The sequence below is a fragment of the Candidatus Solincola tengchongensis genome (genome assembly GCF_015711935.1).
GTDB lineage: Bacteria > Actinomycetota > Geothermincolia > Geothermincolales > RBG-13-55-18 > Solincola_A > Solincola_A tengchongensis.
Window position 1 is genome coordinate 1 of sequence record NZ_JACVJJ010000089.1, and the last position, 20,298, is coordinate 20,298.

Genomic DNA, 20,298 nt, shown 5'->3' on the forward strand with positions numbered 1-20,298 from the left:
CTCCATGTCCACCTCCGTTCGGCCGGCGGTCCACCGGGTAGGCTTATGAAAAGCGCTTCAATCAATGGGTATTTCCTCTTCTGACCGGGTCGGACCGATTCCGCTCCGCCGCCCTCCGGGCGGCTTTCCAAATATATTAGATATTCATTAGTATACTCCTTCCCCCAAGTGTCAAGGCACGCTTCTCTTAAGCCTCCATCCCCCGCGGAAACGGGTCTATTTCCCGTGCCCTCGTCCCCTCGCACCCAGCTCATAACGCATCGTTCAGGACACCCGGGGCCGGACGGGTCGGTCGCCGCGAGCTCTCCTCACCCAGGCACCATCTCCAGGAGAGACCTCGGGGAGGCGAGCGGGACCGTTACCCTCCGGCCCCCGAGAAGATGCTGCGGAAAAGCGGCCGGTGGGATCTCCGTCCAGCCCGGGGCCGGACGGGTCGGTCGCCGCGAGCTCTCCTCTTCCCCGCATCTTGCATCCGGAGAGGTGCGGGGAGGCGAGCGGGACCGCTACCCTCCGGCCCCTCTCTTTATTAAGGGAGGGAATAAAAAAGGGAGGGGCGGAGCCCCTCCCTTTTGGTCCTCCAGTCTATTACATCATCCCCGGCGGCATGCCGCCCGCACCGGCCTTCTCCTCCTCCGGCTTCTCCGCAACCACCGCCTCGGTGGTCAGCAGGAGCCCGGCGATGGAGGCCGCGTTCTGCAGCGCCGAACGGGTCACCTTGGCGGGGTCGATGATCCCCTCCTTCATCATGTCCACGTACTCGCCGGTCAGGGCGTTGAAGCCGTGGCCCTTGGGGAGGGTCTTCACCTTCTCCACCACCACGGAACCCTCGGCGCCCGCGTTGTTGGCGATCTGCCGCAGGGGCTCCTCCAGGGCGCGCTTGACGATCTCCGCGCCCACCTTCTCGTCGCCCTCCAGCTCATCGGTCTTGATGGCCTCAATGGCGTTGACCAGGATCACGCCGCCGCCGGGAACGATACCCTCCTCCACGGCGGCCTTGGTCGCCGAGAGGGCATCCTCGATGCGGTGCTTCTTCTCCTTGAGCTCCACCTCGGTGGCGGCACCGACCTTGATCACCGCCACGCCGCCGGAGAGCTTGGCCAGGCGCTCCTGCAGCTTCTCGCGGTCGAACTCCGAGTCCGACTTCTCGATCTCCGCCTTGATCTGGTTGATGCGTCCCTTGATGGCCTCAGGGTCGCCTTGGCCCTCGACGATGATGGTGTCCTCCTTGGTCACCTTCACCTGGCGGGCCCTGCCCAGCATGTCCAGGGTGACGTTCTCCAGCTTGATGCCCAGCTCCTCGCTGATGCTCTGGCCGCCGGTGACGATGGCGATGTCCTGCAGCATGGCCTTGCGCCGGTCGCCGAAACCGGGGGCCTTTACGGCCACGGACTGGAAGGTGCCGCGTATCTTGTTCACCACCAGGGTGGCCAGGGCCTCTCCCTCCACGTCCTCGGCGATGACCAGGAGCGGCTTACCGGCCTGCATGACTTTCTCCAGCACCGGCAGCAGGTCGGCTATGGCGCTGATCTTCTGGTTGGCGATGAGGATGTAGGGGTCGTCCAGGACGGCCTCCATGCGCTCCGGGTCGGTGACCATGTAGGGGGAGAGGTATCCCTTGTCGAACTGCATGCCCTCCACGACCTCGAAGCTCATGCCGAAGGTCTGGGACTCCTCCACGGTGATCACGCCGTCCTTGCCCACCTTGTCCATGGCGTCGGCGATGATCTGGCCCACCTCCTCGGAATCGGCGGAGATGGCCGCCACCCGGGAGATCTCGTCCTTGGTCTCCACTTCCTTGGCCATGTCCTTGATGGCGTTAACCACCATGTCCACGGCCTTGTCAATGCCCCTCTTCAGGGCCATGGGGTTGGCGCCGGCGGCCACGTTGCGCAAGCCCTCGCGTACCATGGCCTGGGCCAGCACGGTGGCTGTGGTGGTCCCGTCGCCGGCCACGTCGTTGGTCTTGGTGGCCACTTCCTTGGCCAACTGCACGCCGCAGTTCTCCCAGACGTCCTCGACCTCGATCTCGCGAGCGATGGTCACCCCGTCATTGGTGATCACCGGGGCTCCGAACTTCTTCTCCAGGACCACGTTGCGTCCCTTGGGCCCCAGGGTCACCTTGACCGTGTTGGCCAGCTTGTTGACGCCTTCCTCGAGCAAGCGGCGCGCTTCCTCGTCGTACCTTATTTCCTTGGCCATCTCTATCCACTCCTCCTTTAGGGATTGTCAAGGTTTCCTCGCGGCCTTACTTCTCCACCACGGCGAGGATGTCGCGTTCGCTGAGGATGAGGTATTCCTCACCCTCGATCTTCACCTCCGTCCCCCCGTACTTGGAGTAGATGATGGTGTCGCCCACCTTCACCTCCAGGGGGACGTACTTGCCGTCCTCCCAGCGACCCGGTCCGACGGCGATGACCTCTCCTTCCTGGGGCTTCTCCTTGGCGGTGTCGGGTATCACCAGGCCGGACTTGGTGCGCTCCTCGCTCTCGCCCGGCTTCACCAGCACCCGATCACCCAGCGGCTTCAGCTTCATCTACACATCCCTCCTATCCTCTTTTCTCCAACCCGACCCTGCCTTGCCTTCCGGGACAGGTCGAAACCCTCGCTGGCACTCCCGGGAATAGAGTGTTATCACTCGGAGTCTTGAACTGTTAGCACTCTACTCTCGAGAGTGCTAAAGAGAGGATAATATAAAGGCGAGGCGAAATCAAGGGGTTTGAAATCACATTTTTAACCGATCCCTGCGAGAACGGAGGAAAGGGGCAAGGGTTCCACCCCTTCCACGGGAGGTTGGGGACAGGGAAATCATCCCCGGAATCACGCGCAGGCCGGGTACTTCCCTGAAGGGTCCCGAAAGGGAGGGGCATCCCTTCCGTCTTCCTTCATGCCTCCTGTGTCTCGGGAAGGGGAAGTGAGGCCGCGGCGTCCACGTCAAGGGGTACGACGTCGCCTTCCTCGAGCATCAGCCATCCCAGATAGGCCACCATGGCCGCGTTGTCCGCACACAGGTAGCCCGGCGGATAATAGAGCTCCGCCCCTTTTTCCCCAAGGGCCTCCCCGAGCTTGGAACGCAGGTAACGGTTGGCGGCCACGCCCCCGGCCAGGGCCACCTTCCTGACCCCTGTCTCCTCCACCGCCCGCACGATCTTGTGTACCTGGACCTCCACCACCGCGGCTTGGAAGGAGGCGGCCACGTCCTCCACGCACACCTCCTTCCCCTCCTCCCGCATCCTGCGCACGTAGTTGATGACCGCCGTCTTCAGCCCCGAGAGCGAGAAATTATAAGTACCGTCGTGAAGGAGGGCGCGGGGAAAGGGGACGGCCTGCGGGTTGCCTTTCCCCGAGAGGCGGTCGATCTCCGGGCCCCCCGGATAGCCCAGCCCGAGGAACCTGGCGATCTTGTCGTAGGCCTCTCCGGCCGCGTCGTCCAGTGTCTCCCCCAGTACCCGGTAACGCCGGTGTGCCGGCATGTGCACCAGGAGGGTGTGCCCACCGGAGACGACGAAAGAGAGGAGAGGTGGCTCAAGCTCCGGGAAATGCATGAAGTTGGCGTAGATATGCGCCTCCAGGTGGTTCACAGCCAGGAGGGGCAGGCCAAGGGCGAAGCATATGGCCTTGGCCGCGGTGAGCCCCACCAGGAGGGAACCGATAAGCCCCGGCCCCCGGGTGACCGCCACCCCTTCCAGGTCCCGGTAGCCGATCCCCGCCTGGGAGAGTGCCTCACGGATGACCGGCAGGAGGGCCTCAAGGTGGGCCCTCCCGGCCACCTCCGGTACCACGCCACCGTACTTGCGGTGCAGACGGGCCTGGGAGGAAGTGACAAGGGAAAGCATCCGGCCCCCGCGTTCCACGACCGCCGCCGAGGTCTCGTCGCAGGAGGTCTCTATGCCTAGGATAAACCCCGTGCCCATCCTAGACCGCTCCGTACCTTCTCTCCAGTTCTTCTAGTCTTTTCCTGTACTCAGGAGAGGTTATGTCCTCCGTCCACATGATGAGCGCGTCCTCCAGGTTGTCCAGGTAATACTGCCTCCGCTCCCCCATGACCTGGAAGCCGAACCGGGTGTAGAGCTCTATGGCGGGACGGTTGGACTTGCGCACCTCCAGGGTCAGGAAACGCGCGCCCATCCTCTCCGCCCTGCGGACCAGCTCCAGAAGCAGCCTGGCCCCTATACCCCTGCGGCGAAGGTCCTCGCGGACGGCGAGGGTCATGACGTGCGCTTCATCGAGGATGAGCAGCGCTCCCCCGTAACCCGCCAGCTCCCCGCCGCTGCGGGCCACCAGATAACACCCTTCCCATTTCTCCATCTCCCGCCGGTACATCTCCTCCGTCCAGGGAGCGGAGAAGGCCCTTCTCTCCAATTCCATGACCTCGGGAAGGTCCTCCGGCGACATGCGCCTTATGACCAGCTCGGGAAGGCGCGTATCCTCAGGCATAGCTCACCTTCCCCACTTCCGGCCGCCTGAGGTAAAGTGGCTTGAGGGAGAGGTGATCCTCCAACTCGCCCCGCATATGGAGTTGCCGGCACAGCCACACAAACCCCGCCGGGTCCGGCCCCCGCCTCTCCGCACGGCGCGCTTCCGGGGGCCAGATGTCCGGGTAGGCGTCCACTCCGCTCCCCACCAGGAGGAGTTCCCCGGCGAGCCCGGACGTCCATTCCCGCAGCAGGCGGGCCGTCTCCTCTGGAGCGCATACCAGGGGGCCCTCAAGCCTCTGCGGGAAGCCAAAAACGCCGTTTCCCTCCATCATGAAGAGGGCCACGTAAAGCTCACCCCTCCGGGCATCCAAAGCCACCGCCACCCTCTCCGCCCCTTCCGGCCCCACGGCGACCGCCGCCAGGCTGTCCGGAGCCACAAGGGGTATCCCCAGCACCTCGGCCAGCGCTTTGGCGGCCATCACTCCCATGCGGATCCCGGTGAAGGACCCTGGCCCTTTGCCCACCCCCACAAGACCCAGGTCATGCGGCCCGATCCCCGCCCGGCGCAGCAGCTCGCCGGCGGCGACGAAGAGCCGCTTCGACCGCTCCCCTCCCTCCCAGGAATTGTGGAACAACCCTCCCGGGCCTTCGAGAGCCAACAACCCTTGCGGCCCGGCGAGCTCCACGGCCAGAAGCCAGGATCGCTTATCCTCCATGGGCGTCCTCCCCAAGCGCTCCCAACCTCTCCATCCATGTCCCTCCCCCGGGGAAGAGGCGGATGACTCTCTCGTTGTCTTCTCCTCCGTAGGACAGGTTCACTTCCAGGTATTCGTGCCCGAACAGCTCCCTGGCCCGCTCTCCCCACTCCACGGCCACCACCCCTTCACCCTCCAGGAGCTCCTCCACGCCGAGTTCGCTTAGGTCCCGCGCGCCCCGCAGCCGGTAAGCGTCGAGATGATGGAGTGGGAGGCGGCCCTGGTATTCCCTGTGCAAGGTGAAGGTGGGGCTGATCACCCTCTCCCTCACCCCCAGGCCCTCGGCGAGGCCCTTGACGAAGGTGGTCTTTCCGCTCCCCAGCTCGCCGACAAGGAGGATGACGTCTCCAGGCCGGAGGAGTCGCGCCAGGCGGGAGGCCAGCTCCCGGGTCTCCCCCTCGCCTCGCGTGAGGAAGGTCCACGGTGAGCCCGCGGTTTCCCGATTTTCATACATGACGCCGGTCCGACCCATGCCCCTCTAGAAGAGGCCCATTTGCTCCGGCTGTTCGTCCGAGGCCGCCGGGAGGGTCTCCTCCACGGGCTCCTCACCGGCCGCCCAACGCACCCTCTCCGCGTCCAAGTGTTCCTTCAGCCTCTGGAAATCCTCCACCAGGACGGTCTTGAGGGGAGGCTTGTGCAGGGCGGCGGCGGGATGGAAGAGGGGCACGTAGGCCAGCCCACCCTTGCGGATGAGCCTGCCGTGGAGCTGGGATATGCCCGAAGCGGTGCGCAGGAGAGTCTTCGTGGCGTGGTTGCCCAGCGTGCAGATGATGCGGGGCCTGATTATCTCTATCTGCTTGAAGAGGTAGGGGGTGCAGGCGGAAAGCTCCTCGGGCAGCGGGTCTCGGTTCTCCGGGGGGCGGCACTTCAGGGTATTGGCGATGTATACCTGGGAACGCTGCAGACCTATGGATCGCAGCAGCTGGTCCAGGAACTGGCCCGCTGGGCCCACGAAGGGAATCCCCTGGCGATCCTCGTGGAAACCGGGCGCCTCGCCGACGAACATGATCTCCGCTTCCGGGTTCCCGCTCCCCAGCACCAGGTTGGTGCGCGTCCTCCCCAGGGGACAGGCCATGCAGTCTCTAATGGCCTCGAAGAGCTCCTCCAGGGTCTTCGCCTCTCTCCAGTCCCCCATTTCCACCTCCCGACCGTTGGTCAAGGGTCATAGCGCCTCGTCATGCCCGGCGGGCACGGTGTGCGTCCGTCATCCGGGGCCACATATATTCAATAACCCGCGGCCCTCTTTTTACAACCCCGGCTGGCGCGCATGGCCCCGGAACGGCTAAGGTCCATGGATGCCGAGACTACGGTGCGCCATTCGGAGCCACCGTTTCCGAGAAGGCAACGCCCTTATCACATGACGCAAGTTTCACTCTACAACACCCCTCTTTCTCGAGCCTTTTATGGACACGAGCGGGGGGCCTTGGATGTCCCGATCCAGTAGCACTGCCCGCTTGCCGCAGCCGAAGGAGTGGCGCCACCTTTGGGAAACTTGGGAAATATACATCCGTCCGTGCCGCGCTCCTGCGCTATTTCTCGCTACCCCGGCAGGCCCCATCGGAGGAAGGAGGCACGACGTTGCTCATATATTCTGGTTCCCTCCCCGCCGGAGAGACTGAAAAGACCGCACTCCCGACTGGGGCCCGCAGCCCTACGGCCTACAGGAGGAGCAGCTGGTGGCGGTACAGGAGGAACATCCGGAAGAGGAGGCCGAGGAACGGAAATCGCCGGAAGACGCGGAGCCGCTCTTGAACCCGAAGGAGGAGAAGAGCTTCTTTATTTCCCTGCTCCCGCAGCGGGAACAACACTCGGCCGCATCGGACATGCTGCGGGCGAAATATTCGAAGGTCTCGCCACAATCACCGCACTTGTACTCGTAGAAGGGCATGACCATCACCTTCCTTTCGACTTCATTCTAATCTCCCGGACCTCTCGGGACAATGACCCGTTCCGGGACTCTCTTCCCTTCCGCCAGACGGTGCATGACATCGTTCAGCATGAGAGATCGCGTTCAGCATGAGAGATCGCCTTCTTGCTCTTCCGTCTCTCTTGTTTTGTCAGGACGATAGGGTGGTCTATCGACCTTTTTCTGCCCGAAAACGCATACCGATACGATACATGGTCACCATGACCTTCATCGTCTCCCGGGCCGTATGTCGCCCCGCTTCTTTCAGGTCGAACCTTGGAAAGTCACTCCCCGCGTCCTCCCGACCCGCCTATCGGTCCCGCCAGGGTGAGAGAGCAACCCATCAAATCTTCTCCAAAACCCGAGCTCCTGCCCCATAGAGCAACGCCATCCTGCATCTTTCCCTTGTCTTGCCGGGATGGCATGAGGAAGTTCTGTCCCATCATCCTTTGAGGGGCCCGTGATATGGATGCAGCACCTCTCGGGACTCACCGCCCATTAGCCCACACGTTGCCGGACGGATGCGATATCATCTCCCGGGTTCGGATTGAATACCGGAATTCCACCCATTGACCACGTCGATCCTTCTACCCTTGAACGTACGCGGGGGTTAGTCCTACGGCGCGTAGCCCATACGAACCGAGGTTCTCTTGAAGAAGGCAACGGAGACTTCGGCTCACTTTTGCTCCCCGGAGGAAGGGGCTCTGAGGCCAAAAAGAAAGCCCTGAAGGATGGGGGCATGGGATAACCGAACAACTTGGAAATTCTGTTTGGTCCATAGGTCGTCACGCGAAGCACGGACTGCAACATATAGGGAGGTGGGGATGTGCTGCGAGGACTGCGGCCTTGCGGGGGGCTTAGGAAAGGCAAAAGTCCGGAGGCCCAACGTAACCATCGTCAGCAGGTATGAAAAAGGGCTCAGGGGCATGTTAGTCGACGCCGGCGAGACCGTGTACCTGGTCGAGTCTCTGTCCGAGCGCATGGGTTATGGCATCTCGCGCCTGGTGATGGGGGCAAGCGCAAGCACTCCGCTCACTACACCCGGGGGCTCATACACAGACTGACGGCACTTACTGGTAAAGAGCCCGAGTCCGGTGATTTCCTGCGTCTCATAGCCTCCAATTGCGCCGTGCCGGGGTTGGGGAGGATCATCCGGTTGGACTTCAACCCCGGTGAGGGTGCGGCACCGGAGATGAGAGACGTGTACAACCTTCCCATGGTCCGAGGCCAGGCGGAGGTATTCCTCGGGGCGGCAACCGGTAAGAGCCCGCATCTGGAGGGTTGTCCCAAGGTTGACGGACCCGGCATGGAGGTGCGCCTCTCCGGTGGGGCTTCGACCTTCAAGAAGGGTCTCCATCCTCCCCCCACGGTCCCGGCGCAGACCGCATGAGGCCGGGCGGAAACGACGCAGGCCCGTGCGAGCGCTTGTCCTCGAGGCGGGTGAAGTATATTTTTATGCTCGAACCGTGTTCCGGAGGCAGAGCGGGCTCGCGAACACACAGGGATCCGGGCGCCCCGGCCCTCGCCCTCTGGGAGGAAAGGGTAAGAGGTGCGCGTTCGTTTTCCCTGAACCTTTTTCGAATGCAGGGATTGCCCGCCTCGCGCCGCGGTTCGGTCAAGAACCCTGCGTTTCATGAACGCCCCGAGGAAGGGGATAGGGATATGCCGGGCTGGAGATGGACAAGGGGATAAGGGTCATCGGGGGGAAGGAGGAGAGGAGGGTCTGGCCCTTTCTCCTCCTCGCGGCCACCGCTTTCCTCTTCTTCCGCCATCTCCTCCTCCTGCAGAAGGTCCCCTGGATCTCGGACATCAGGAACTATTACCTGCCCAACTGGGAATACCTCTCCAGGCTCCTGCGCAGCGGCCACTTCACCTTCTGGTGCCCCGGCATCTACTGCGGGTTCCCCCTCTTCGCCGACAGCGAGATGGGCATCTTCTATCCCCCTGGTACGTTGTTCATGCTCCTCCCCACCACGGCCGGATTCAATTATTTCCTGGTCCTCCACTACCTCCTGGGCGGGTGTTTCCTGTACCTCTACTGCCGCCTCCTCCGGCTGGGCCGTCCCGCTTCCTGTTTCGCTGCCGGCCCTTTCATGCTCTCGGGTTTCTTTCTCGCCCACCTTGTGCATCCCAACGTGGTGGCCACCACGGCTTGGGTGCCGCTCTTCCTCTACCTTTTGGAAAAAGCCCTCCGGGAGGACCGGCTATCTTTCCACCTCTTCGCCGGGGGAGTCCTGGGAATCCAGTTCCTGAGCGGGTTCCTCATGATACCCCTGATCGAGATCCTCCTTTCTTTCTTTTACCTCCTTTCCCACCCCGAGGTCTCATCCCGGCACTCCCGCCTGAAGGCCTTGGCTCCCTGGGCCGGTTCCGTCGCCCTGGGCCTCGGACTGGGGATGGCGCAGAACCTCCCCAGCTATCACCTGGTGAACAACTCTTACCGGGCGGGCGGCCTCTCCTCCTCCCTTTCCAACGTGGGCAACCTTCCCGTACTCCAGCTGGCGGGCGCCTTCTTCCCGCGGGCCTTCGGAAGGGGCCTGGCCCAGAGCGGTTATCTCGGGGCCTGGACCTTCGAGGAGACCTATATCTATATAGGGATTCTTCCTCTCCTCTTCGCTCCCGCGGCCCTGATGAGGCCCCGCCGCTGGCCGGCCACCTTCCTCTTTTGGGCGGGGGCGGCCTCGTTGCTTCTGAGCCTCGGCAACCAGGGGTTGCTATGGCCCATCCTGCGCCACCTCCCGGGCTTTCACGTGCTCAAGGGCCCGGGCCGCTTTTTCCTGGTGACCAACCTCTGCCTCCTTATCCTGGGGGCCATGGGCTTCGACCGCTGGAGGGAGGGGGAGCTGGAGTCGCGCCGGCAACGTAGCCTGCGCAAGGGCTGGCTCGTCTTCGCGGTCGTATCCGGGGCCATCCTCGCCGTCCTCGTGACCCTCTACCGCACCGACTTCCTGCATTTCCGCGACTTCGCCGCTGCGGTCAGCGGCCCGCTCCTCTCTGGCGTCAAGATCCCCGCCTCCCAGGTCCTGGAAGGTTTGGCCGTCTATTTCTCCTCCCCCCACACGGAAGTCGCCATCCCTCTCGGCCTCCTGGCGTTCTTCGCCTTTTTGATGGCTTATCCGAGAAGGAGTCAGGTATCCAGGAGGACGGTGACCGCACTGGTGGTCGTCCTGGCCGTGCTGGACGTCTTCTATGTCGCCGGCCTGGTCCTCAAGCCGGTCCCCCGCAACCGCGCCGAGTACAGACCGCTGGTGGTGGAAGTCCTGGAGGAGGAGAGCGCCGGGGGCAGGGCGGCCTTGCTGGGGGAGCCGGGAGTGAAGCGGGGCGAGTTCGCCCTGGCCCCCAACCAGCTCCTCCCCTACGGGGTGGAGGACGCCTTCGGCTTCTCCACCATCCCCCCCGCCAGGTTGGACCGCCTTCTGGGGCTCCTCCAGACGGAACCCCGGGAGGGGGCCCTGGCCCTGACCGGCGTGAAGGTGCTCTTCTCCAACCTGGTGAGGGTGCGGGGAACGGCATACGACCTGGGATTCCCCTTCACCTTCCCCGCCTGGGCGGGAGGGGTAATTTACCAGGTGGATACCACGGTCAAGGGAAGGGAGCTCCGGCTGCTGCTGGACGGGCCCATTGTGGACCTGGAATCCCGGGGTACCGTCTGCCTGAAGATCCAGGCCCGCCGGGGAGGACGACTCCAGGACCTGCCCCTCCTGATACTGGAAAAGGACACCGGGGAGGAGGAGTACTTCCTCTCCGTGATGTACGACCAGGGACCGGTGGGCTTCCAGAGGGTTAGGTTCCGCTCCCCGGGTTACGGGGACGGGCGAGAGGCCCTGGAGATAAGGGTCCCCCTGCGACTGCACCAGACCGACCGCCTCACGGTCTTCGCCCTCTGCTCGGACGGTTTGCGGGGAAGCCGCCTTGCCGCCCTCAGCCTGGTGGACGAGGACGGCAGGGCCGTGCCCCTCTCGCCATGGACCCCACTTTACTCCGACGGGAGGTACGCCGCCTACCGAATGGACGAATACGCCCCTCCCGCCTTCGCCGCCCAAGAGGTGAGGTGGGTGGACGACTGGAAGGCCGCCGTGGACCTGGCCTACGGCGAGGGATACCGCGAGGGGGAGGTTATCCTCTGCAGCCCCGAGGTGGACCCCGAGACCAGGAGGAGGATAGAGGACATCTCCGAGACGGAAGAAGGGACGTTGGTCGAGGTCCTGCGGAGAGACGGTGACGAGCTGCTCCTCCGCACTTCGGGAGCCGGGGATTCGGTTTTGGTGCTCAACCAGGATTACCTGCCCGGCTGGAAGGCAGAAATCGACGGGGAGGAACGCCCCCTCTTCTCCGCCTTCGGGTTCCTGACCGCCCTCTATCTCCCGGCGGGGGAGCATGTCGTCTCCCTGCGCTACCGGGCGCCGGGACTTCTCGCCGGTGGGACGATCAGCCTCCTTTCGCTGGCCGCCCTCATCGTCCTCCTGGCCCTCTCCCTGCGCTCGGAGCGGGCCCGTGAGCGAAGGAAGGAGGGACCTGAAGCCGCTTTCCCGGCGCCGGACATCGGGGGCATAAGCGCCTTCTTCCCCTGTTACAACGATTCCGCCACCATCGGGGAGGTGGTGGAGAAAGCCCTCGTTGTGCTGCGGGAACTGACCGACGACTACGAGGTCATAATCGTGGACGACGGGAGCTCCGACGCATCCGGCGCGGTCATCGATTCCATAGCCGCCGCCCACCAAGAGGTGAGGGTGGTACGGCATGACCGCAACCGCGGCTACGGCGCCGCGCTGCGCAGCGGCATAAAGACTTCTTCCAAAAAATGGATATTCTACACCGACAGCGATGGGCAGTACGACGTGGAGGATCTGAAAAAGCTCCATGCCCTGACGGGAGCGGCCGATGTGGTCAACGGATACAAGGAATCCCGCAGCGATCCCTGGTACCGCGTGGTCCTGGGAAGCATTTACAACCGATTGGTGCACGCCCTCTTCCGGATTCCCATCCGGGACGTGGACTGCGATTTCCGTCTCATGCGCGGGGACCTGGCCCGTGGCCTCGACTTGCGCTCCGAGGGTGGCTCCATCTGCGTGGAACTGGTGAAGGGCCTGCAGGCCGCGGGCGCCGTGTTCGCCGAGGTGCCCGTCCGCCACCTGCCCCGCCGGGAAGGAAAGAGCCAGTTCTTCCGTTTCCGGAATCTGCTTGCCATGGTGAGGGGCGATGTTTCATTATGGATACGGTTGTGGCGGAAGGGAGAAATCTGACATGCGGGACGGGCAAAGGCTGGAGGAGTTTTACCGCGACCGCCGGGTTCTGGTCACCGGGGGCCTGGGGTTCATCGGGAGCAACCTGGTACGCCGCCTGGTGGGCCTGGGCTCACGGGTGACGGTCATCGACGCCTGTTTCCCTGACCAGGGAGCGAACCTCTACAACCTGGAGGGCGTGCTGGAGGAGATCACTTTGGTAATCTCGGACATCGGCGCCACCCGCACGGTAATCGAACATCTCCCCGAACAGGAGGTGGTCTTCAACCTCGCCGCCTGCGTGAGCCACGTGGGCTCCCTTCACCACCCCCTGCGGGATCTCAAAAGGAACTGCGTAAGCCAGCTGCGCTTCCTGTGCGCCCTCGCGGAACTGAACCCCGGGGTCTCGGTCATCTACACCGGATCCCGGAGCCAGTACGGCAGCCCTCTTTATCTCCCCATGGACGAGGACCACCCCCTCCGCCCCGTGGACATCAACGGGGTGCACAAGACCGCGGTGGAGGAATACCACCGCATCCTCCACGAACAGGGGCGCATCCGCTACCTATCCCTGCGCCTCACCAACATCTTCGGGCCCCGCCACCAGATGATGCACGACGGGCAGGGGTTCCTTAACTGGTTCATCCGCCTCGGCCTGCAGGGCAAGGAGATACGCGTCTTCGGGGACGGGACACAGGCCAGGGATTTCCTCTACGTGGAGGACGCCGTGGAGGTCCTGCTCCTGGCCGCCGCCGACGCGGAATGCAGGGGCATGTCCCTCAACCTGGCCTCCGGGAAATCCATCACCGTGGCCGAGGCGGCCCAGGCGGTGAGCGAGGAGGCGGGAACCGAATGGACACTGGTCCCCTATCCACCGGAACGCGCCAGCGTGGAGCCCGGTGACGTGGTGCTGGACATATCTCGCCTGCGGGCCGCCCTGGACTGGGAACCTCGCTGGGATTTCCGCGCCGGGTTGCAGGAGACCATCGCCTTCTACCGCATGCACGGCGAACACTACTTCCGCCCCTCCGAGACAAAGCCGTCACTCATCCGGAAGAGGCCGATTTGAAGCCGACGAGGGTACCCTTCCTGGACCTCACCCGCCAGGACCGGGAGCTCCGGGAGGAGCTCTGCGGAGCCTTCAACTCCTTTCTCCAGCGGGGCCGCCACATACTGGGCCCGGAGGTGGAATCCCTGGAGGCGGAGCTGGCCGCCTTCTGCGGCGTGGAGCACGGCGTGGGCGTGGCCTCGGGCACCGATGCCCTCATCCTCACCCTCCGTGCCCTGGGGATCGGGGAGGGAGACGAGGTCATACTTCCCGCCTTCACCGCCCCTCCCACCGCAGTGGCCGTCACCCTCTCGGGCGCCGTGCCCGTATTCGCCGACGTGGACCCGCATACACTCACACTGGACCCCGCCAGCGTTGCGGAGCGTATAACCCACCGCACCCGTTGCCTCCTGCCGGTTCATCTTTACGGGCGGCCGGCGGACATGGCGGCGCTGGGCAGGCTGGCACGGCAACACGGCCTGCACCTCGTGGAGGACTGCGCACAATCGCACGGGGCAGCCCTCGACGGAAGGATTACCGGCTCCTTCGGGACGGCGGGGTGTTTCAGTTTCTACCCCACCAAGAACCTCGGAGCCTACGGGGACGGCGGTATGGTGGTCACCTCGAGCGGAGAACTTGCACAGGAGCTGCGCTGCCTCCGCGATTACGGCCGCGTGGACAGGGACCTCCTGGGCAAGGTGGGCACCAACAGCCGCCTGGACGAGCTGCAGGCCGCGCTGCTGCGCATAAAGCTGAGGCGCCTCCCGGAGTGGAACCGGCGCCGCCGGGAACTGGCCCGGATATACCTCGATGCTCTCTCCGACCTCCCCCTGGGACTGCCGGAATGCCGGGAGGGGGAGGAACACGTCTACCACATCTTCGCCGTGACCAGCGAGCGGCGGGACGAGCTGCGCCGGCACCTGGAGCTCGAAGGAGTGGAGACGGTCGTCCACTATCCCCTTCCCGTGCACCTGCAGCCTCCCTTCCGGAGCCGTCCCGGCCCTCCCTGTCCGGTGGCCGAGGAGGCTTCCCGACGCGTCCTCTCCCTCCCCCTCTATCCCCACCTGACCACGGAGGAGCAGGAGACGGTGATCGAGGCCGTGCGCTCCTTCTTCGGTGCCTCCTGAGCGTGTATCACGCCTCCATCATGTCCTTCCGACACTATATCAATAAATGGTAACATATGGTAATATACCATTATTTACCTTTTGAGAACGGGGGTACTAATTCGCCGAGCGAGGTCGTGGACATAGACTTCCGGAATCGCGTGCGCCGCCTTGCCTCGCGGCGCGGCGGCCGGTCCGCCTACAGGTAAGTGGTCAGGCGCTCCGGAGGCATCTTGCGCGGCTGGGAGCCCGGGCGTGCGGGATACCCTACCGGGATAAGGGCCAGGGGCCGCAGGCGCTCCGGAAGCCCCAGCAGGCTGGCGACCTCTTCCTCCCGGAAAGCCCCCACCCAGCAGGCGCCCAGTCCCAATGCGGTGGCGGCGAGGAGCATGTTCTCCACCGCGGCCGCCGTGTCCTGGATGGAATAGAGTTCCACGCCCCGCCGTCCGTAACTGGCGGCGTGGGACTCCAGGTCGGCGCAGACCACGATGACCACCGGGGCCCGGGCCACGAAACCCTGCCCCAGCGCCGCCGCCGCCAACCCCTCCTTGATCCTCCCGTCGCGCACCACCACGAACCGCCAGGGCTGCACGTTCCCGGCGGTGGGCGCCAGACAGGCGCAGCGCAGAAGCCTGGCCACCAGTTCATCCGGGACACCCCTCGCGGCATCGAAGGAGCGCACGCTGTGCCTCTTCTCCATGGCCTCGAAGACGTCCATCCCCGTTCACCCCCGGATAATGTCCCGTGCGGCGGGAACCCCGGCCACCGACTCGGCATGCCTGACAGCATTTCGTACCGCCTCCGCCAGGAGGGAGGCGCCAACGGCTCCCACCAGGTCCGCGGAGGCCTCCACCTCCCCGGTGGCAGCGGCGAAGACCAGGTCCCCGTCCAGTTTGGTATGACTGGGGGAGATGGCCCTGGCCAGGCCGTGATGTCCCCTCTGGGCCACCCAGTTGACGTCGGTCTTGGAAAGACGAGCGTTGCTCACCACCACTGCCAGGGTGGTGTTGGTTCCGGCCACCGGGAAGGGCTTTTCTCCCGCCGCCTCCCGCATCACGCGCTCCGTGGAGAGGAACCCGCCCCCCGCGTCCCTGACCCCGGCCAGGATGCGGCCGTCCTCGTCCACCACGTCCCCGAAGGCGTTGACCACCGCGAGAGCGAAGACCTTGAGGTCCTTCCCCTCGAAGAAGGCCGTACCCAGGCCTCCCTTGGTGCAGAACTGGTAACCCAGGATCTTGCCCACCGTGGCCCCCATGCCCGCTCCCACGTTTCCCTGGCGCGCCAGCTCCTCCGAGGCCTGGCGGCAGGCGCGGTAACCCATCTCCTCGTCCGGACGGGCGGACGGGTCTCCTATGCCCAGGTCGTAGATCACCCCGGCGGGGACGATGGGTATACGGGCCAGCCCGGTGTCGAAGCCCACGCCCGACTCCTCGAGGAATCGCATCACTCCCGTGGAGGCGGCCAGCCCGAACGCGCTGCCTCCGGCAAGGACGAAGGCGTGGACCTCCTCCACAAGGTTCACCGGATCCAGGAGGTCCGTCTCCCTGGTCCCGGGAGCGCCGCCTCTCACCTCCACACCTCCCCTCGTCCCGGGAGGCAGGAGGACCACCGTGCATCCGGTGATACCCTTGACATCCTCGGCGTGTCCCACCCTTACCCCTTCAATCCTCACCGCCTCCCCCCCTTTCCGTCTCCTCATTCCCGCCCACTGGTTCCCTCGCTCCCTCATCCTCCGCCGAGGAACCGGCGGCGGCCTCCGGGAGGCGTGCCTCGATCAGCTTCTCCGCCAGCTTCAGGGCTTCATCCCGCCGGCGTATCCTTCCCCCCATCTGGGCCTCGCGCACCCTTCTCAGGACCTCCCCCACCGCCGGGCCCTCCTTCATCCCCAGCTCCAGTATAAGATCCCGGCCCCTGAGGAGAGGGGGCGTTTCCTCTTCTCGCACCTGCTCGTCCAGGAGCTCCCGGCAGACCCGGACGTACCTCTCCAGCCCCTCGGGTGTGGTGAGAGGTCCCCGAGTGGCGAAGCGGTCGGCCGTGGACAGGAGCACCACGTCCACCAGGTTCTCGCCCAAGCGATTCACCAGCCTCCGCCGAGCCCGGGGGGTCAACCCCTGTTTCAGCGCCAGCCCGATATCCATGTGGTGGCCGATCACCGAGGCCAGGTACTCACGGGCGCGGCGCGAGAAACGCAATCTCCCGGCCAGCTCGAGGACCGCCTCCCGGCTGAACCTCTGGTGGGAGTGAAAGTGTATGCGCCCGTCCTCCCCCCGGGAGAAGGTGAGCGGCTTTCCGGCGTCGTGGTAGAGGGCCGCTAGGCGGAGGAAGGCACGTCGTGGATAGCAATCCTGGAGCGGTTCTCCCATCCTCAGGGCCGTCATCCCCGCGTGTTCGGGATACATCCTTCCAGGGTCTTCCAGGAGCTTGTCCAGTTCCTCGAGGGTCATCAGGGTATGCTCCCACACGTCGAGGTGATGATAAGCGTTCTGCTCCAGGCCCACCGTTTCCGCCAGTTCGGGGAACAGATGCTCCAGCAGCCCGAAGGCCTCCACGTCCCTGAAGACCTCCCGGCAACCTCCCCCGGACAGGGTCTCCAGTAATTCCACGGCCAGGCGTTCCCCCGCGACGCGGGAGACCAGAGGCGCGTATTTCTTGAGGTGGTTCAGGGTACGCTCCTCGAACTCCAGACCCAGGAGATGTCGGAAGCGCAGGGCCCTGACCAGGCGTACCGGATCGGCAAGGAAGGACTCCTTATGGCATTCGCGCAGGATACCCGCGGAAAGGTCCTTCCATCCGTAGTGCTTGTCTATCAGGTCGCGGGGCAGGACCAGTGAACCCTGGCCGACGAGCTTTCCCAGGTCCACGGCCATGGCGTTGATGGTGAAGTCCCGCATGGAGAGGTCCGTTTCCATGCCGAAACCCCGCAGGGGGGAGATGTCCACCGTGCGGCGGCGCCCGCCGTCCCTCACCACCAGGCGGTAGATCCGCTCCTCCCTGTCGAGCAGGAAATGTCGCGCCCCGAAGCGCACCGCGGCCCGCGAGGCGGGTATGGAGGGGTCTCCCGTGGTCACCAGGTCCACGTCTTCCGACACCTTGCCCAGGAGGTAATCCCGGAGATAGCCGCCCACCAGGAAGACGGGTTCCACGCCTTCCGAGAGGAAGGAGACCAAGTCCCCCACGAAGGGGTCGTCGAGGGCGAGGTCTCGGAGGGAAAGCGTCCTCCTGAGCTCCCTCGAGGACCGCTCCTTCAGATACACGGTTCATGCCTCCCCGGCCCGGACAGAATGACTTCCGACCCAGCCGCGCGCCACGTGAAAGCCATGCATTATTACCATTATCTTCCATGAATACCGTATGCGGCGCAAGGTGATTATACAACATATGGGTGCGACGGACTCTCCCGGAACCGGGAGCCGATGCGCTGTAAGAGAATATGCCCCCCTTCCGCCGGCTGAACGCTCGCGGGTTTCACGCCAGGCCGTCCCGCCTTTCCCGATACGGAGAAAGAGCGCTACGGCCCCACCTTTTTTCCGGCCTCACCGCCGGGCCTCAATCATCCCGCGTCCAATAGACGCGCGCGAAGTCCGCCCCGTGTTGCCACTGGATGTCCAGCCGGCCGGAATATGCCCTCTCGAATTCCTTGCCCAGGCGTTCGGCCAGGGCACGGTCGGTGGTCTGTATGACGATCTCGTCGTCCTTCTCCTCGATATGAGCGATGCGAGCGGCGATGTTCTTGCGCAGTTTCCTCTCCGCCACGCTGCGTATGAGATTCTTGGCCTCCTCGCGATGCGCGCGCAGGAAGTCCCCCCTCAGATAGACTACGCCGTCGACCTTCCCTCTGGCCACCTTCTCGCAACCGGGGCAGAGATGTTTCTCCCATCCATTGCCCTTCATGATCCTCTGGCGCGCCTTCTCGTCGAAACACCATCTCTGGTCCACATAGACGGCATAGCAGGAAGGACAGATCTTCACCATCGGATTCCTCCTTCAGTTCGTCCGGGGACTTCGCCTGTGGCCCAGGATACCGAGCAGGTCCTCCTCCACCACCTCCTTCATCCGCTCGCGGTTCCGCCTGTCGATGCAGTAGACGGAGACATCCCCACGCTGCAGTAGGGATGAGACGAAGGACTGATCGCTCTTTGGGATAGTGGCCAGGAGGGGAGTGGGCAGATCCATGAGTTCCATCACTCGCTTCAGGAAGGCAGCGGACAGGGCCTCCATCTTCCCTATCTCGTCAACGATCACCAGGTCCGCTCTCCCATGCACCTCGTCCAGGGCCCGGAGGGCCGTTCGCTCCAGGGTTTCGACATCGACCGTATACTTGCCCACCCGGGGTCCGGCGCGCAAACCAACGTGGGCCATGACGGCCTCTCCCCCGCGGAGGTCCCGGATGCGGAAGCCGAGCCTCGTCTTCCCCTCCCTGATTTCCTCGGTCACGAAGCCGGCCACCTTGAACCCCAGCCCAGTGAGGTCTTCCGCCACCTTCACCGCCAGGGTGGTCTTTCCGCTGCCCGGACTGCCCCTCACCAGCAAGTTGTTCGCCATCCGCTCCCTCGACCGGGGAAGGGCGGGAGGCCGTTCACGCTCCCCAAACGGCCGCGCCTTCTCGGGTTCCCTTGAAGGCCCCCTCAATAATCATCATACCCCGGGCCGGGAAGGTTAAACGGCGCCGCGCGTCGCTGGCCCCCGTGCGTTCAACGGCCCAGGTATATCCGAGGCACCCGCTTACCGATGGCACAGACCACCTCGTAATTGATGGTCTCCAGGAGCTCCGCCATCCTCTCCACACCTACCTTTTCCTCTCCCCACCCCCCGACGACGGTGACCTCCTCGCCCGGAAACCGGCGGTCATCTCCCAGGTCCACCACGCAGAGGTCCATACAGACCGTGCCCACCAGGGGATAAGGTTTTCCCCCGATCAGGACCTCCCACCGGTTGGAGAGGGCCCGCGACAACCCGTCGGCGTAGCCCACCGGGAGGACCGCCAACCAGGTGTCCCTCGGGCAGCGGTAGGTGAGGCCGTAACTCACCCCCTCCCCTTCGCCGGCCCGGAAGACGTGAGATATGCGGGTGCGCAGCGAGAGCGCCGGCCTGAGATCCACCTTCCCCGCGTAGGCGGGTCCCGGCAGGAGCCCGTACATGGCGATGCCCAGGCGTATCATGTCCATCCGCGAGCGTGGGAGGGAGAGGGCGGCGCCCGAGGCCGCTGCGTGGACCAGGGGCACCTGCAGCCCCCCCTGCCGCAATCTCCTGACCACCGAACCCAGCCTCTCCACCTGCTCCGCGGCGAAGGGGTCTCCGGGCTCGGATGCCGTGGCCAGGTGGGTGTAGACTCCTTCCAGCTCCAACCCGGGCAGCCCGCATACCTCCTCCGCCAGCTTCGGCGCCCCCTCCGGGGAAACGCCCACGCGGTGCATCCCGGTGTCCACCTTTATGTGTACGGGAACCCTCTTGCCCCGGGAGACGGCGGAGCGGGAGAGCTCCCTGGCGTAAAGCGGGGTATATACCGTGGGGATCAGTCCCAGCTCCACGACGCGCTCAGCGGCCTCAGGCGGCGGCTCGAAGAGGAGGTGCAGGGGGGCCTCCACCCCGGCTTCCCTGAGCTCTTCGGCTTCCTCCACGAGGGCCACCCCCAGTCGCGAAGCTCCCGCCTCGAGGGCCGCCCGCGAGACCTCCACCGCACCGTGGCCGTAAGCGTCGGCCTTCACCACGGCCATCACCTTGCAGGAAGGACCTACCAGATCCACGAAAGCACGGACGTTGTGGCGGATGCTGTCGAGGTTTATCTCCGCACGGGTGGGCCGGTAGGGAAAACCACCCCCGGGCGAGCCTCCCGTCCTATCCACCGT

General features: G+C 64.7%; 19 protein-coding genes. 5 read left to right on the top strand and 14 right to left on the bottom strand.

Annotated elements, in window-relative coordinates; genetic code table 11:
- Positions 1–585 precede the first annotated feature (585 nt).
- The 8 genes from groL to H7007_RS08030 form a co-directional block, all read right to left on the bottom strand.
- Positions 586–2,199, bottom strand: a complete 1,614-nt coding sequence (groL, locus tag H7007_RS07995) for a chaperonin GroEL (RefSeq protein WP_287154551.1) — start codon at positions 2,197–2,199, stop codon at positions 586–588.
- 46 nt (positions 2,200–2,245) lie between these two features.
- The gene (gene groES, locus H7007_RS08000; protein ID WP_287154553.1) at positions 2,246–2,533 is read right to left on the bottom strand and encodes a co-chaperone GroES; all 288 of its coding nucleotides are present in this window, start codon (positions 2,531–2,533) and stop codon (positions 2,246–2,248) included.
- Between the two features lie 349 nt (positions 2,534–2,882).
- The gene (gene tsaD / locus H7007_RS08005) at positions 2,883–3,911 is read right to left on the bottom strand and encodes a tRNA (adenosine(37)-N6)-threonylcarbamoyltransferase complex transferase subunit TsaD (RefSeq protein WP_287154554.1); all 1,029 of its coding nucleotides are present in this window, start codon (positions 3,909–3,911) and stop codon (positions 2,883–2,885) included.
- 1 nt (position 3,912) lies between these two features.
- The gene (rimI, locus tag H7007_RS08010; RefSeq protein WP_287154555.1) at positions 3,913–4,434 is read right to left on the bottom strand and encodes a ribosomal protein S18-alanine N-acetyltransferase; all 522 of its coding nucleotides are present in this window, start codon (positions 4,432–4,434) and stop codon (positions 3,913–3,915) included.
- Positions 4,427–5,131, bottom strand: coding sequence for a tRNA (adenosine(37)-N6)-threonylcarbamoyltransferase complex dimerization subunit type 1 TsaB (gene tsaB / locus H7007_RS08015; RefSeq protein ID WP_287154556.1), 705 nt, complete (start codon positions 5,129–5,131; stop codon positions 4,427–4,429). Before tsaB ends, rimI begins: the two co-directional genes overlap by 8 nt.
- Positions 5,121–5,642 (bottom strand): tRNA (adenosine(37)-N6)-threonylcarbamoyltransferase complex ATPase subunit type 1 TsaE, encoded by a 522-nt coding sequence (gene tsaE / locus H7007_RS08020; RefSeq protein WP_287154557.1) that lies wholly within the window; start codon positions 5,640–5,642, stop codon positions 5,121–5,123. The genes tsaB and tsaE overlap by 11 nt, the downstream gene beginning before the upstream one ends.
- Positions 5,643–5,648: 6 nt before the next feature.
- Positions 5,649–6,329 (bottom strand): uracil-DNA glycosylase, encoded by a 681-nt coding sequence (locus tag H7007_RS08025; protein ID WP_287154558.1) that lies wholly within the window; start codon positions 6,327–6,329, stop codon positions 5,649–5,651.
- Between the two features lie 492 nt (positions 6,330–6,821).
- Positions 6,822–7,058 carry an FmdB family zinc ribbon protein gene (locus tag H7007_RS08030; protein ID WP_287154559.1) on the bottom strand — a complete coding sequence of 79 codons (237 nt, stop codon included), beginning with the start codon at positions 7,056–7,058 and terminating at the stop codon, positions 6,822–6,824.
- An 842-nt stretch (positions 7,059–7,900) separates the two neighbouring features.
- On the opposite strand from H7007_RS08030, the gene H7007_RS08035 reads away from it, so the two are divergent.
- The 5 genes from H7007_RS08035 to H7007_RS08055 all read left to right on the top strand — a co-directional run bounded on the left by H7007_RS08035 (position 7,901) and on the right by H7007_RS08055 (position 14,473).
- Positions 7,901–8,140: a hypothetical protein gene (locus H7007_RS08035; protein ID WP_287154560.1), complete on the top strand. Its 240-nt coding sequence runs from the start codon at positions 7,901–7,903 to the stop codon at positions 8,138–8,140.
- Positions 8,141–8,232: 92 nt separating this feature from the next.
- Positions 8,233–8,466 (top strand): hypothetical protein, encoded by a 234-nt coding sequence (locus H7007_RS08040; RefSeq protein ID WP_287154561.1) that lies wholly within the window; start codon positions 8,233–8,235, stop codon positions 8,464–8,466.
- Between the two features lie 286 nt (positions 8,467–8,752).
- Positions 8,753–12,319, top strand: coding sequence for a glycosyltransferase (locus tag H7007_RS08045; protein WP_287154562.1), 3,567 nt, complete (start codon positions 8,753–8,755; stop codon positions 12,317–12,319).
- 1 nt (position 12,320) lies between these two features.
- The gene (locus tag H7007_RS08050; protein ID WP_287154563.1) at positions 12,321–13,367 is read left to right on the top strand and encodes an NAD-dependent epimerase/dehydratase family protein; all 1,047 of its coding nucleotides are present in this window, start codon (positions 12,321–12,323) and stop codon (positions 13,365–13,367) included.
- Complete coding sequence (locus H7007_RS08055) at positions 13,364–14,473, top strand: DegT/DnrJ/EryC1/StrS family aminotransferase (RefSeq protein ID WP_287154564.1); 1,110 nt, start codon at positions 13,364–13,366, stop codon at positions 14,471–14,473. The genes H7007_RS08050 and H7007_RS08055 overlap by 4 nt, the downstream gene beginning before the upstream one ends.
- A 178-nt stretch (positions 14,474–14,651) precedes the next feature.
- On the opposite strand, the gene H7007_RS08060 is transcribed toward H7007_RS08055, so the two are convergent.
- The 6 genes from H7007_RS08060 to alr form a co-directional block, all read right to left on the bottom strand.
- Positions 14,652–15,170 carry a nitroreductase family protein gene (locus H7007_RS08060; RefSeq protein WP_287154565.1) on the bottom strand — a complete coding sequence of 173 codons (519 nt, stop codon included), beginning with the start codon at positions 15,168–15,170 and terminating at the stop codon, positions 14,652–14,654.
- Positions 15,171–15,176: 6 nt separating this feature from the next.
- Positions 15,177–16,124: a P1 family peptidase gene (locus tag H7007_RS08065; RefSeq protein WP_287154566.1), complete on the bottom strand. Its 948-nt coding sequence runs from the start codon at positions 16,122–16,124 to the stop codon at positions 15,177–15,179.
- Positions 16,114–17,706: a tRNA nucleotidyltransferase/poly(A) polymerase-related protein gene (locus H7007_RS08070; RefSeq protein WP_287154575.1), complete on the bottom strand. Its 1,593-nt coding sequence runs from the start codon at positions 17,704–17,706 to the stop codon at positions 16,114–16,116. The genes H7007_RS08065 and H7007_RS08070 overlap by 11 nt, the downstream gene beginning before the upstream one ends.
- 292 nt (positions 17,707–17,998) lie before the next feature.
- On the bottom strand, positions 17,999–18,424 hold the full coding sequence (locus tag H7007_RS08075; protein ID WP_287154577.1) for a BCAM0308 family protein: 426 nt from the start codon (positions 18,422–18,424) through the stop codon (positions 17,999–18,001).
- A gap of 12 nt (positions 18,425–18,436) precedes the next feature.
- The gene (locus H7007_RS08080; protein ID WP_287154579.1) at positions 18,437–18,994 is read right to left on the bottom strand and encodes an NTPase; all 558 of its coding nucleotides are present in this window, start codon (positions 18,992–18,994) and stop codon (positions 18,437–18,439) included.
- Positions 18,995–19,143: 149 nt separating this feature from the next.
- Positions 19,144–20,295, bottom strand: a complete 1,152-nt coding sequence (gene alr / locus H7007_RS08085) for an alanine racemase (protein ID WP_287154716.1) — start codon at positions 20,293–20,295, stop codon at positions 19,144–19,146.
- Between the last annotated feature and the right edge of the window lie 3 nt (positions 20,296–20,298).

Bases quoted from the DNA above. Each gene is read 5' to 3' on its own strand.
- groL (WP_287154551.1), bottom strand. From the start codon at position 2,199: ATGGCCAAGGAAATAAGGTACGACGAGGAAGCGCGCCGCTTGCTCGAG.
- groES (WP_287154553.1), bottom strand. From the start codon at position 2,533: ATGAAGCTGAAGCCGCTGGGTGATCGGGTGCTGGTGAAGCCGGGCGAG.
- tsaD (WP_287154554.1), bottom strand. From the start codon at position 3,911: ATGGGCACGGGGTTTATCCTAGGCATAGAGACCTCCTGCGACGAGACC.
- rimI (WP_287154555.1), bottom strand. From the start codon at position 4,434: ATGCCTGAGGATACGCGCCTTCCCGAGCTGGTCATAAGGCGCATGTCG.
- tsaB (WP_287154556.1), bottom strand. From the start codon at position 5,131: ATGGAGGATAAGCGATCCTGGCTTCTGGCCGTGGAGCTCGCCGGGCCG.
- tsaE (WP_287154557.1), bottom strand. From the start codon at position 5,642: ATGGGTCGGACCGGCGTCATGTATGAAAATCGGGAAACCGCGGGCTCA.
- H7007_RS08030 (WP_287154559.1), bottom strand. From the start codon at position 7,058: ATGCCCTTCTACGAGTACAAGTGCGGTGATTGTGGCGAGACCTTCGAA.
- H7007_RS08035 (WP_287154560.1), top strand. From the start codon at position 7,901: ATGTGCTGCGAGGACTGCGGCCTTGCGGGGGGCTTAGGAAAGGCAAAA.
- H7007_RS08045 (WP_287154562.1), top strand. From the start codon at position 8,753: ATGGACAAGGGGATAAGGGTCATCGGGGGGAAGGAGGAGAGGAGGGTC.
- H7007_RS08050 (WP_287154563.1), top strand. From the start codon at position 12,321: ATGCGGGACGGGCAAAGGCTGGAGGAGTTTTACCGCGACCGCCGGGTT.
- H7007_RS08060 (WP_287154565.1), bottom strand. From the start codon at position 15,170: ATGGACGTCTTCGAGGCCATGGAGAAGAGGCACAGCGTGCGCTCCTTC.
- H7007_RS08075 (WP_287154577.1), bottom strand. From the start codon at position 18,424: ATGGTGAAGATCTGTCCTTCCTGCTATGCCGTCTATGTGGACCAGAGA.
- H7007_RS08080 (WP_287154579.1), bottom strand. From the start codon at position 18,994: ATGGCGAACAACTTGCTGGTGAGGGGCAGTCCGGGCAGCGGAAAGACC.